Here is a 12063-nt window from a genome sequence, read left to right as displayed (position 1 = left end):
CTCACAGACCCTGCTTGACAAGGCTTTTCAGGAGAAAGACATGCCAGACACCCAGCGACGGGTGGCGCTCGTCTCGGGCGGCTCCCGCGGCATTGGCCGCGCCATCGTGTCCCGGCTGGCCCACGACGGATTCGATGTCGCGTTCTGCTACCGCTCGGACGCGGACGCAGCCGACGAGGTCGTCAAGTCGACCACCGATACCGGAGCCCGGGTCGTTCCCCACCGCGTCGACGTCGCGTCTCTGGAGCAGGTCCGGGCGTTCACCGACGCCGCGGAGAGTGAGCTCGGCCCGATCGACACCGTGGTGACCTCCGCGGGAGTGGTACGTGACAACCCCCTGGTGAGGATGACCGGCGAGGACTGGGGCGATGTCATGGCGACCAACCTCGACGGCACCTACAACATGTGCCGCTCGGTCATCTTCTCGTTCATGAAGCGCCGCGCCGGCTGTGTGGTGACGCTGTCGTCCATAGCCGGGGTTTACGGTAACGCCACGCAGACCAACTACGCGGCTTCCAAGGCGGGGATCATCGGCTTCACCAAGTCCCTGGCCAAGGAGTGCGGAAAGTACGGCGTACGCGCCAATGTCGTGGCGCCCGGCCTCATCGAGACCGACATGACCGCCGGCCTGACCGAGGCGGTCAGGAAGGACATCCTCGACGGCGTTCCGCTCGGCCGCTTCGGCACCCCCGACGACGTCGCCGACCTGGTCTCCTTCCTCGTCTCCGACCGCGCCCGCTACATCTCCGGTCAGGTCCTGGGCGTGGACGGCGGCCTGGTGATCTGAGCACACCCTTCCTCGATCCATCGATCATGAGGGAAACCGTGTCTGTCGCACCTGCTCCGCCCGTTCGTTCGCCGACCCGATCGTACCGACCGAGGAGGCAAGGCAGCCGGCCCGGCCGTACGCACGAGCCGAGCTGCTGGTGATCCCGCAGGCGGGCCATCTCCAGACGTTGGCGACGGACCGCGAGCTGTACCGCGGCACCGTCCTGGAATTCCTCGATCGCTCTTTGACCACGCAGGAAGGACACCCGGACCCATGAGGCTCGGACTCAATCTCCGCTACCTTGGCAACCTGGGCGCCGGAGCCCGGCCGCGGGAATCCGCTCAGTACGTTCGCGAGGCCGAGCGCCTGGGCTTCTCGGTGGCCTGGACTGCCGAAGCGTTCAGCTCGGACACGGTCTCGCTGCTCGGCTGGCTCGCCGCGCAGACCTCACGCATCGATCTGGGTACGGCTGCGATGCAGATCCCTGCCCGCACCCCCGCGATGACGGCGATGACCGCCGCCACCCTCGACCTGCTCTCCGAGGGCCGCTTCCGCCTCGGACTCGGAGTGTCCGGGCCGCAGGTCGCCGAGGGCTGGCACGGCGCCCGGTTCGAAAAGCCGCTGGCACGCACCCGCGAGTACGTCGACGTCGTGAGGATGGCGCTGCAGCGCAAGACCGTCGCCTACGACGGAGAGCACTACCGCTTGCCGCTCCCGGACGGCCCCGGCAAGGCCATCCAGCTGGGCATGCGCCCTCGGCGCAAGCACGTACCGGTCTACCTCGCGGCCGTCGGCCCGGCCAACATGCGCCTGGCGGGCGAGATCGCGGACGGCTGGCTCTCCGTCTTCTTTCAGCCCGAGTTCAGGCAGGAGTCCCTGGCGGAACTGCGCACCGGACGGGAGCGCAAGGGGGCGGATCTGCGGGGATTCGACGTGGTGGCGGCGGTGCCGGTCGTGATCGGCGGCAATCTCGCCGACTGCGCCGACCGGGTTCGCGCATACACCACCCACTACGTGGGCGGGATGGGCTCACGTCAGCACAATTTCTACAACCGGCTCATGGCCCGCACCGGCTTCCCCGACGAGGCCGAACAGGTGCAAAAACTCTACCTGGACGGGGAGTTGCGTGCGGCCACCGAGGCCATGCCGCAGGAATTCCTCGACCGCACCGCCCTGCTGGGTTCCACCGACCGCATCGCGGACCGGCTGCAGGCGTACGCCGAAGCCGGAGTCACCACCCTCTCGGCCATGATCTTTCCGGAACACGTCGAACAGGGCATCGCGACCCTGCGCACCCTGGCGGAGGCCATGGACAAGGCCGGAGTGGGAGACTGAGGCCGACGGTCCGACTGCACCCGGTAGCTGTCGAGGGAATGGCTACAAAAGTGCTGGTCCGGCGCTCGGCCGCCGCGGACCTGATCGTCGTCGGAGTGCATGGTCACCGCGGCTACCTCGGACTCCAGCTCGGCCGAGTTGTCCATATCCTGCTCCACCATGCCGATTGTCCGGTGGTCGCCGCGCCTCTGGCGGCCTGATCGTGTGAGACCTCTCCTTTCACTTTCTGAGTTCAGACGCGTGGTCGGGGACATACGTCTGAAGGTCCCGCGGCGGCCGTTGGTATCCGGTGGCCGGAGGCCGCCGAGGAAGTTCGATCACTGGTGGGGCGACCGCTTCGTACGGCACCGTCGACAGCAGATGGGCGATCATGTTCAGCCGGGCCCGGCGCTTGTCGTCGCTCTCGACGACGTACCAAGGAGCCTCCGAGATATCGGTATGGACGAACATCTCGTCCTTCGCCCGTGAATAGGCCTCCCAGCGGGTGATCGATTCCAGGTCCATCGGTGAGAGTTTCCACCGACGGGTGGGGTCCTGCAGCCTGCGTCGGAACCGCTCCTCCTGCACCGAGTCACTCACCGAGAACCAGTACTTGCGCAACAGAATGCCGTCCTCCACCAGCATCCGCTCGAAGATCGGGCACTGGCGAAGGAATCGCTGGTATTCCTCCATGGTGCAAAAACCCATGACGCGCTCGACGCCTGCGCGGTTGTACCAGCTCCGGTCGAGCAGGACCACTTCCCCCGCGGCCGGGAGGTGCTCGGCGTAGCGCTGGAAATACCACTGGCCACGCTCGCGCTCGGTGGGCCGCGGCAGCGCGACGATGCGTGCTACCCGGGGATTCAGGTGCTCGGTGACGCGCTTGATCGTGCTGCCCTTGCCCGCCGCGTCACGTCCCTCGAACACGACGACGAGCCGTGCGCCTTCAGCCCGCACCCATTCCTGGAGCTTCACGAGCTCGGTCTGGAGCCGGTACAGCTCCCGCTCGTACAGCGAGCGCGGCAGCTTTCCGCGCCGGCCCGAGCCATTCTCGTCCGACATGGGATGACGTTATGGGGGAGACCGTGCTCGAAGTCAAGTGTCAGGGCCGAAGGGGCTTCGCCGCGCAGACCCGGCACGGCGCGCCCCTCGTCGGACAAAGAGTCAAGCAGGGCTGAGCGCCACGCATGGACGCAACGGCGTAGTAGACCGGCGCCGGCACACGCTCGTCGGCGAGCAGGGGCCTGGATCACCGAGCCTCCCCGCCCGAGTGGGTGGGCCCATGGGTCGGGACCACTGTGCTGTCAGGACTGGATCGTGGTCGTGGAATGCCCGCCGGGTGAGCGGCAGTCCGCTCTTGGTCACTGATCAGCCTGACTGTTGCGCCGCCCTGTAAGGCGCGTGGTCTATCGTCTCTCCCGCGCGCAGAGGCCCACCCCGCCGCCGTCGAAGCCACGCACGCCCTGGGCCGGGAGGGGAAGCAGGACAGGGTCCTGGATGATGTGTGATCGGTGCAGGGCGACATCACCCGGATGTCCACGCCGTCCCGGTGGGAGATTCCCGCCGATGCCGTGCCGCTCGTCGGGCCGCGCCGACAGCGCCATTCCGTTTGCGGAGCGGTGGACATCGAGTTTGAGTGTGGAGGACCCCCTTCGCGCATCAGGAGCTCACATGTCGATGGCGTTCGGTTCACCCTTCGGTTCGGCCGATCCGTTCAGCGATCTACTGAATCGATTCTTCGGGATGTCGCCCGGAACGTCACCCCCAGCCGTGCAGCGCGTACCCATTGGACGGCTCCTGACGGAGTCGTCGCACGAACTCCTCAACACGGCCACGCGAAAGGCGGTCGAGGACGGAACGTCCGACCTCGACACGGAGCACCTGCTGTGGGCGGCCACCCAGGTCGATCCGGCACGAAGGCTGCTGGCCGAGGCGGGGGTGGACACGGAAGCGCTCGCGGCTCACATCGCCGAAGTGCTCCCCCGCGAGTCCGGCGAGCCGTCCGCGGAGCCGGGACTCACGCCGGCGGCGAAGCGCACCCTTGCCGCCGCCTACGCGGATTCGCAGGCGGCAGGGGTTTCCTACATCGGCCCCGAGCACATCCTCGGCGCGCTCCTCGGCGACCCCGAATCCGGTGCCACCCGTTTCCTGCGCGCGGAGGACCTGGACGTGCAGCAGCTGCGCGGCCTCACGGAGCGGGCGACCCGCGCGAACGGCGGTGCTCCCGCTGCCGGGAAGCAGCCGTCCACGACACTGGACGAGTACGGCAGGGACCTGACCGAGGAAGCGAAGGCGGGGAAACTCGATCCGGTGGTCGGCCGGGCCGAGGAGATCGAGCAGACCGTCGAGATCCTCTCGCGGCGCTCCAAGAACAACCCCGTGCTCATCGGCGAGCCCGGCGTCGGGAAGACCGCGATCGTGGAGGGACTGGCCCAGCGCATCGTGGCGGGCGAAGTGCCCGACACACTGAAGGACAAGCGGGTCGTCGCCCTGGACCTGTCCGGCATGGTGGCCGGCGCGCAGTACCGCGGACAGTTCGAGGAGCGCCTGAAGAAGGTCATCGAGGACGTCCAGGAGGCGAGCGGCGACATCATCCTCTTCATCGACGAACTGCACACCGTCGTCGGCGCCGGTGCGACGGGCGAGGGCTCCATGGACGCGGGCAACATGCTCAAGCCCGCACTCGCACGCGGCGAGCTCCACGTGGTGGGAGCGACGACGATCGACGAGTACCGCAAGCACGTCGAGAAGGACGCCGCTCTCGAACGCCGCTTCCAACCTGTCCTGATCCCGGAGCCGACAGTCGAGGAGACGGTCCAGATCCTCGAAGGGCTGCGGGACGCGTACGAGGCCCACCACCAGGTCCGCTTCGCCGACGGGGCCCTGGCGGCAGCGGCGGAACTCTCCGACCGCTACATCGGCGACCGGTTCCTGCCCGACAAGGCCGTCGACTTGATGGACCAGGCGGGCGCCCGTGTGCGGCTGCGAAGTGCAAGCCGTTCCACCGAGATCGTCAGCCGCGAGGACCGCCTCGCGAAGCTGCGACGGGAGAAGGACCAGGCCGTCGCCGGCGAGGAGTTCGAGAAGGCCTCCGAACTGAAGCGGCAGATCGCCGAGGTGGAGGGCGAGCTCGCGGGAATCGGGGAGCGTCGAGAAGGCGTCGTCTCGGTCACGGCTGCCGACATCGCCGACATCGTCTCCCGCAGTACGGGGATTCCGGTCTCACAGCTCACCGCCGGTGAGAAGGAGAGGCTCCTCAGGCTCGAAGAGGAGATGCACGCCAGGATCGTCGGCCAGAACGAGGCGGTCACCGCGGTCTCCGAAGCCGTGCGCCGGAATCGAGCCGGCATGGGGGACCCGAACCGCCCTGTCGGTTCGTTCCTCTTCCTGGGGCCGACGGGTGTCGGCAAAACCGAACTCGCCAAGACACTCGCCGAGTTGCTGTTCGGCGACGAGAACCGCATGATCCGGTTCGACATGAGCGAGTTCCAGGAGAAGCACACCGTGGCCCGGTTCGTCGGAGCGCCCCCGGGATACATCGGCTACGAAGAGGCCGGCCAGCTCACCGAAAAGGTTCGGCGCCACCCGTACAGCGTAGTGCTGTTCGACGAAGTGGAGAAGGCACACCCCGACGTCTTCAACACCCTGCTCCAGATCCTCGACGACGGTCGTCTCACGGACGGACAGGGCCGCACGGTCGACTTCCGCCACTGCGTCGTCATCATGACGTCCAACATCGGCGCCCATCGCATCCTCGCCCACAAGGGCGACGCGGCCGAGCTCAAGGACGAGCTGATGGAGGACCTGCGGGGACGATTCCTGCCCGAATTCCTCAATCGCATCGACGACATCATCGTCTTCCACAGTCTCACCGAGGAAGACCTGTCGGAGATCGTCGAGCACCTCCTTCGCCGGAGCAAACACCGTGTCCACGCGCAGGACATGACGCTGGAGGTCACCGAAGCGGCGAAGAAGCTGCTGGTCGCTCATGGCTACCAGCCGGAGTTCGGTGCCCGGCCGCTGCGCCGCACGATCCAGACGGAACTCGACAACCGAGTTGCCTCACTGCTGCTCAGCGACGAGGCCGGGCCCGGAGACACGATCGTTGCCGATGTGCGGGACAACTCGCTCCACTGCACGGTGCGCAGGGACCACTCCGCCGGCAGTGCGGACCACGAGGACACGGCGACCGGCACGGCTTGAGGGCGTGGCGCGGTCGCAGAACTTCACCGACGCCCCGACGCGGTCGACGACCACGGTCACGGCACGCATGTCGCCTCGACCATCGTAGGCTCGGGTGCCGCGTCGGGCGGCAAGGGTGTGGCGCCGGGCGCCGATCTGTACATCGGCAAGGTCCTCAACCGTGCTGGTGAAGGTGGTGAGTCGGGAGGTCCGGACCGGAGACCACCCTCGCGTTCCGCGACGGTGACAAGGTCACCCTCAACATGATGGCGATGGGCGACAGTCAGCCCGTGCACTGCGCCCACTTCCAGGGCGATGACGGCGCCGCGACGACGGTGCAGTTGTACCAGGACGGCAAACTCCTCAAGGAGCAGGGCTGGCTGGTTCTCGCTCACGACGCTGCCGGTCGGCCCTGACCCGGCGACCTACCGGATCACCATGGACACCGAGCACCCGGCGTGGTTCCCGCTGTCCACGAAGGCCGGCACCGCGTGGACGTTCACGTCCGCCCGGCCGGCGAACGGCAAGGAGAACCTGGCACTGCTCTGGCCGAGGTACGGCCTGGACCTGGACGCGGAAAACACCACCCAGAGCGGCAACACCTACCCCTTCGACCTGGCCTTCGTCCTCCAGAACAGCTCCACCCCGGACATCGACGGGGTCGAGGCGGAGGCATCCGCCGCTGACGGTGCCACCCGGCAACCCGCAAAGGCCAAGGGGAAGAGCGACGGCAGCTACAAGGTGTCCGTGACCAACCCGGATTCGCTCTACGTGTCCCTGCGCGTCAAGGCACCGGACACCAACGGCAGCAAGATCGAGCAGACCCTGATCAAGGCCTACGCCGTTCGCTGACCCTCACGGCGACCCTTTCCCGACCGCGCCCCTGGCACAAGGCACGCCCTTGCACCAGGGGCGCACCCCGTTGTGCCGGAAACCAAATACCTTGCTGCTCCTCCGTATTACCAAAATCGGCAACAACCCCGAATAGTTGGTGCACAACCGATGTTTCTGACGTCCGCACCGGTTCGCTTGCTGCACGGCAGCTTCGGTGCAGCTCCGCCATGCAGATATCGACGCAGGAGGCTCTCGCCGGCTGCGAATACTTGACGTTCCTCCGCCAGCATTCCCGCCGATTGCGGTGGCGGGTTGGCGACATGGAAGAGATCCGCCACTGCCAATCAGTTGCCTCGGTCCGCTCAGGGCCCGAAAGTATCTGCCGAATGCAGCAAGTACTTCTTTCTCGCGAAGAGTTGGAGACGTTCATGCATCCACCGCGCCATTCTCATGGTGAACCCGAAACAACGGCAGCGCAGGAGGCCCCGCGATGAGGCGTCTCAGGCGACGGTTGGTCACCGCTGCCGTCGGCATGACCATCCTCGGGACGGTCCTGTCCAGCACCGCGGCGAACGCCTCCAACCCGACTCCGGCTCCGTCTTCCCTCAACCTGCCGGCTTCGGTCAGCGACAGCCTTCTCCAGGCTGCCGCCGGAAATCGGGCGAACCTGTCGCTGACGCTGGTGACCGGTGACAAGGTGCAGATCGGCATCACCGAGGACCGGAAGCCGGTCGTCCGTGAGATCGTGCCCGCGTCGCGGCCCGGGAACGAGTCGGTTCTCTTTCACACCGTCACCAGAAACGACCAGGTCTACGTCGTACCGGAAGACGCGTTGTCGCTGCTCAGTGCCGACCTGCTGGACTGGGAGCTTTTCAACCTCGCCAAGCTGGCCGATTGGGCAGCCGAGGGCAGAACCGGTGAAGTCCCGGTGATCACCGCGTACAGCGGAAAGTCCAGTGCCCGGACAGCGGCGATCGCCGCCGGTACGACCGCCAAGACCCTCCTGTCGAGTATCAACGCCCGCTCGATGACCATCAAGGGCAACGGCCAGTGGTGGCGAGAGGTGCGGGAGAAGAACACCGGCAAGTCCGCCGCCTCCCTGGCCACCGGCCCGCTGGCCGGGGTGAAGAAGGTGTGGCTGAACGAGCTGACGAAGCTGCAGCTCGAACAGTCCGTACCGCAGATCGGCGCGCCTGCCGCCTGGGAACGTGGCTACGACGGTTCGAACGTGAAGGTCGCTGTGCTGGACAGTGGCATCGATGCCACCCACCCCGATCTCGCCGGCCAGATCAGCGAGGCGGTTGACTTCACCAACAGCCCGAAGGGTCCGGTGGACGAACACGGACACGGTACCCATGTGGCGTCCACGATCGCCGGTACCGGCAAGGCCTCCGACGGGCGGCGCCGCGGTGTGGCGCCCGGTGCGAAGCTCGCCATCGGCAGGGTGTGCGGCGCCGACGGCTCGTGCACTGGGGACGCGGTCATCGCCGGCATGGAGTGGGCCGCCAAGTCCGGTGCCGACGTGGTGAACATGAGCCTCGGCGGCGCGCCCTCCGACGGAAAGGACCCGCTGAGCGCAGCGGTCAACACGCTCAGCCGCACCTACGGCACCCTGTTCGTCATCGCCGCGGGCAACGCCGGCCCGGACGCCGAGACGGTCGGGTCGCCAGGTGCCGCCGACGAGGCGCTGACCGTCGCGGCCGTGGACAAGAGTGACCAGATGGCCTCCTTCTCCAGCCGCGGACCCCGCGTCGGGGACGGCGCGGTCAAGCCGGACATCTCCGCGCCGGGCGTCGCCATCGTCGCGGCCCGCGCCAAGGGCACCGGGATGGGCAAGCCCGTGGACGATTACTACACGTCCGCCAGCGGCACCTCCATGGCCACGCCCCATACGGCCGGTGCCGCGGCGATCATCGCCCAGCAGCACCCGGACTTCACCGGGCGGCAGATCAAGGCGCTGCTGATGGCGACCTCCAAGGACCTCGGGCACGACCTGTTCGCGCAGGGCGCCGGCCGGGTGGATGTGGCCCGCGCGATCGATCCGAAGATCATCCCCGACGCAAACCTGAACTTCGGCCGAGCCGAATACCCGCACTCGCCGGTGTCCAGGACGGTCACCTACAGCAACTGGACCGACGAGCCGATCACTCTCACGCTCTCCGCCTCGGCTTCCTACTCGGGCAAGCCCGCACCGGAGGGGCTCTTCACCCTCAGCGCCGACTACGTCACCGTGCCCGCCAAGGGCTCGGCCGATGTGACGGTGACCATGGACGGCAGGGTGGTGGACAGTTCCGGGCAGTACGGTGCATACGCCGGGGTCCTGACCGCCAAGGACAGCGCGGGGGCACTGCTCGGATCATCGCGGATCTCGAGCTATGTGGAGCCGATCCGCCACGACCTGACCATCAAGGTCATTCCTCCGGCCGGAGCCACCGATGTCTCGTACGGCAGCGCGCTGATCGTCCCGGTCGACGAGGACAAGCTGAAGCTGTACGAAAAGCCGCTGACGGTACCGGGCGGCGAGACGATCAAGGCACGGGTTTTCTCCGGCACTGTCACGGCGGCCCTCGGGGTGACGTGGCGGGATGCGGCCGGCGAGCTGAACATGGCCGCACCGATGGTGCCGGAGGTGGAGGTCACCGGGGCGACCACGGTGGAGCTGGACCTTCGGAAGGTCAAGCCCATTCGTGTGAACACCCCGGAGCGCACCGAGACATACACGGCACTCTTCAAGACCCAGCGGATCTCCGTGGACGGAGACTGGGGGATCACGGCGTCGTTGGCCGCCGAATACGGTCCCGGTGATCCGAACTGGTGGGCACTGCCGACCGCCGGGGAGGTCAGCCTCGGCACGCTCGACTTCTACAGCCGGCATGTCCTGGTACCGCCGTCAGTGACGATGGAGGTCACGGGGAACGGTGACTCGTTCGACCTGGGCGCCCGCTACGCGACACCGGACACCACCATCAACGGCGGAAATCAGAGGTGGACGAAGGACGGGAAGCCCGTATCCACCCTCGTGCGGTCGACGATTCCCCGACTGCCCGCCAACGGGAAGAAGCCCGTCGTCTACGCGGGCACCGGCTCGGCCGAGGAACTCGCCAAGGTCGATGCCAAGGGCGCGCTGGTGCTGCTGAAGCCGACCGACATCTGCAAGACGACCTGCGACTTCAACAAACTGCGCGAGCGAGTGTCGGCGGCTGCCGCCGCGGGTGCGGTCGGGGTGCTGGTGACCGGTGAAACCGAGCGGGTCGCCCTGCTGAAGTACGAGTCGTTCCGGCAGTACAAGTGCGAGAACGGTCCTGACAGCTGCCCGCCGGTCGACCCGTACGCAGCGCTGCCGATCGTGACCGTACCCCCGGCCCAGGCCGCCACGCTGATCCAGCGGATCGAGGGCGGAGCGAAGTCCGGCGTCCGGATCGAACTCGGTGGCAGTCGCGAAGTGTCCAAGGCCTACGCTCTGGCCTTCGACTCCCCCGGTCGGGTTCCCGGCAACCTGCCGTACCGGGTCCAGTCCCGGGATCTCGACCGCGTCGATCACCGCTTCCACGCCGACCAGCCTGGCGCGATTCCCCACTTCAGCTGGAACCGGATGACCGAGTCCGGCCCGGTGACAGAGGAAAGCATGCTGCCCAAGCCCGACAGTCAGCGGCAGTTCACCACGTTGGTCGGGCCGCGGAACGACAACGCGATCGACCGCTTCGAGATGTCCGCCAGGGACTATCTCGCGCCGTCCGTGGCAAGTCCGTCGGGCCCGGCCGAAACTCGGGACCTGGTGCTCGGCAAGAAGAACACGATCGACTGGAACGAGGGTCCGTCCCTCCCCGGCGCGGTACCCCAGGTCCGCACCAAGTCGGGCTTCACCGCCGACACCGGCCTGCCGTGCGCCGGCTGCCGGGAGGGCGACCGCTTCTGGCCCACCCTGTACCAGACCGGCAGCGGTGGCGGTCGCCAGGCCATGATGGGCATGCTCAACGACGAGGGTATCGCCAATTTGATCTACGGGATCCAGGCCTGTGAGCCCCCCGCCTGCAAGGTAGGCCTCTTCGACGACGGCGGCCGCGAACTCCAGCAAAAGCTCAACCCGGTCGAGTTCGTCTTCCAGCTCGGCGAGCCCGACAACGCGTCGGACCTGATGTCGAGGAGCGGGCGGTGATGACCGAAGTGGGAAAGGAGACTGCTCCGATGAACGCGGCCGTGCCATCGAGGTGGCGCCGGAAGGTGAACCTGGCGGCGTCGGCAGCCGTAGCGATGCTCGCACTGGTGGGGTGCAAGGCCGACGTCATCTCGTACGACCTGCCTGCGGAATCGGCCCGCTACACGTTCCAGGCGGAGACCAACGGGGTCAAGACCGCGTGGGAGTACACCTCCGACCGGCCGGCCAAGTCCGACACGCCGACGTCACAGCCGTGCGTCGCGGACGTCGTTGTCAAGGATCCCGGTGCGTGCCGTCCGGAGCCGTTGATCTTCCTGCGGTACGACCTGGGCCTTGGTCTGGACAACACCGCCAAGGCCGACGGGCTGCACCCCATCACCGTCACCGGCTACTACCAGGATCGGCTCAGCACACCACCGACCGTGACCGAGTTGCGGGCGGAGGCCAGCTTCGACGGCGGCAAGACCTGGCAGCCGGTGATCACCAAGGCCGACGGGAAGAACACCTTCACCGCGCGCATCAAGCACCCGAAGCGTGACCAGGCTCCCGAAGGAGTCGCACTGCGGATCACCGCGACCGACAGCGCGGGGAACAACGTCAAGCAGACCATTCCCCAGGCGTACCGACTGCGCTGAGCCGAACCGATCCGGAGGGAGCGCGGCCGGGGCGAGACGTGAGCTTCGCACCGGCCGTGACCCTCGTTCTTCGGCGCAGCCCGCACCGAATGCGGACGGGGACTGCGCCTGCAGACCGTTCGCGAGTATCTGCTTCCTGCACGTACCGCTTGATCAGGCCGTTGGTCCGGTGC

General features: G+C 67.3%; 9 protein-coding genes and 1 pseudogene. 9 read left to right on the top strand and 1 reads right to left on the bottom strand.

Going from position 1 to position 12063, the window contains the following annotated elements; all coding sequences use genetic code 11:
• The first annotated feature begins 40 nt into the window (after positions 1 to 40).
• The 3 genes from fabG (at position 41) to ACFU8Q_RS32680 (ending at position 2304) form a co-directional block, all read left to right on the top strand.
• The gene (gene fabG, locus ACFU8Q_RS32690; protein WP_384461065.1) at positions 41 to 787 is read left to right on the top strand and encodes a 3-oxoacyl-[acyl-carrier-protein] reductase; all 747 of its coding nucleotides are present in this window, start codon (positions 41 to 43) and stop codon (positions 785 to 787) included.
• 255 nt (positions 788 to 1042) lie between these two features.
• Positions 1043 to 2104 (top strand): LLM class F420-dependent oxidoreductase, encoded by a 1062-nt coding sequence (locus ACFU8Q_RS32685; RefSeq protein ID WP_384461062.1) that lies wholly within the window; start codon positions 1043 to 1045, stop codon positions 2102 to 2104.
• Positions 2101 to 2304, top strand: a complete 204-nt coding sequence (locus ACFU8Q_RS32680; RefSeq protein ID WP_384461069.1) for a universal stress protein — start codon at positions 2101 to 2103, stop codon at positions 2302 to 2304. The genes ACFU8Q_RS32685 and ACFU8Q_RS32680 overlap by 4 nt, the downstream gene beginning before the upstream one ends.
• Positions 2305 to 2323: 19 nt before the next feature.
• On the opposite strand, the gene ppk2 is transcribed toward ACFU8Q_RS32680, so the two are convergent.
• Entirely contained in the window at positions 2324 to 3145 is an 822-nt protein-coding gene (gene ppk2 / locus ACFU8Q_RS32675) for a polyphosphate kinase 2 (RefSeq protein ID WP_384461059.1), read from the bottom strand.
• A 609-nt stretch (positions 3146 to 3754) separates the two neighbouring features.
• On the opposite strand from ppk2, the gene ACFU8Q_RS32670 reads away from it, so the two are divergent.
• From ACFU8Q_RS32670 to ACFU8Q_RS32645, 6 genes and pseudogenes are all read left to right on the top strand, one after another.
• Positions 3755 to 6286: an ATP-dependent Clp protease ATP-binding subunit gene (locus ACFU8Q_RS32670; RefSeq protein ID WP_384461056.1), complete on the top strand. Its 2532-nt coding sequence runs from the start codon at positions 3755 to 3757 to the stop codon at positions 6284 to 6286.
• 36 nt (positions 6287 to 6322) lie between these two features.
• A pseudogene (locus ACFU8Q_RS32665) lies at positions 6323 to 6472 on the top strand (S8 family serine peptidase); the annotation flags it as partial.
• 65 nt (positions 6473 to 6537) lie between these two features.
• Entirely contained in the window at positions 6538 to 6681 is a 144-nt protein-coding gene (locus ACFU8Q_RS32660; RefSeq protein ID WP_384461053.1) for a hypothetical protein, read from the top strand.
• A 22-nt stretch (positions 6682 to 6703) separates the two neighbouring features.
• Positions 6704 to 7117, top strand: coding sequence for a hypothetical protein (locus ACFU8Q_RS32655; RefSeq protein WP_384461050.1), 414 nt, complete (start codon positions 6704 to 6706; stop codon positions 7115 to 7117).
• 472 nt (positions 7118 to 7589) lie between these two features.
• The gene (locus ACFU8Q_RS32650; protein ID WP_384461047.1) at positions 7590 to 11255 is read left to right on the top strand and encodes a S8 family serine peptidase; all 3666 of its coding nucleotides are present in this window, start codon (positions 7590 to 7592) and stop codon (positions 11253 to 11255) included.
• On the top strand, positions 11255 to 11890 hold the full coding sequence (locus tag ACFU8Q_RS32645) for a hypothetical protein (RefSeq protein WP_384461044.1): 636 nt from the start codon (positions 11255 to 11257) through the stop codon (positions 11888 to 11890). The genes ACFU8Q_RS32650 and ACFU8Q_RS32645 overlap by 1 nt, the downstream gene beginning before the upstream one ends.
• Positions 11891 to 12063: the final 173 nt, after the last annotated feature.

Origin of the sequence: Streptomyces sp. NPDC057543 (genome assembly GCF_042801895.1) — a bacterium.
GTDB lineage: Bacteria > Actinomycetota > Actinomycetes > Streptomycetales > Streptomycetaceae > Streptomyces.
Note: the sequence above shows the minus strand (reverse complement) of the source record. Positions and strands in the feature narration are given on the sequence as shown.

What these genes read in the sequence shown, in the direction of transcription:
- ACFU8Q_RS32685 (WP_384461062.1), top strand. Translation starts at nt 1,043, where the DNA reads ATGAGGCTCGGACTCAATCTCCGCTACCTTGGCAACCTGGGCGCCGGA.
- ACFU8Q_RS32650 (WP_384461047.1), top strand. Translation starts at nt 7,590, where the DNA reads ATGAGGCGTCTCAGGCGACGGTTGGTCACCGCTGCCGTCGGCATGACC.
- ppk2 (WP_384461059.1), bottom strand. Translation starts at nt 3,145, where the DNA reads ATGTCGGACGAGAATGGCTCGGGCCGGCGCGGAAAGCTGCCGCGCTCG.
- ACFU8Q_RS32655 (WP_384461050.1), top strand. Translation starts at nt 6,704, where the DNA reads ATGGACACCGAGCACCCGGCGTGGTTCCCGCTGTCCACGAAGGCCGGC.
- ACFU8Q_RS32660 (WP_384461053.1), top strand. Translation starts at nt 6,538, where the DNA reads ATGGGCGACAGTCAGCCCGTGCACTGCGCCCACTTCCAGGGCGATGAC.
- ACFU8Q_RS32670 (WP_384461056.1), top strand. Translation starts at nt 3,755, where the DNA reads ATGTCGATGGCGTTCGGTTCACCCTTCGGTTCGGCCGATCCGTTCAGC.
- ACFU8Q_RS32645 (WP_384461044.1), top strand. Translation starts at nt 11,255, where the DNA reads ATGACCGAAGTGGGAAAGGAGACTGCTCCGATGAACGCGGCCGTGCCA.
- fabG (WP_384461065.1), top strand. Translation starts at nt 41, where the DNA reads ATGCCAGACACCCAGCGACGGGTGGCGCTCGTCTCGGGCGGCTCCCGC.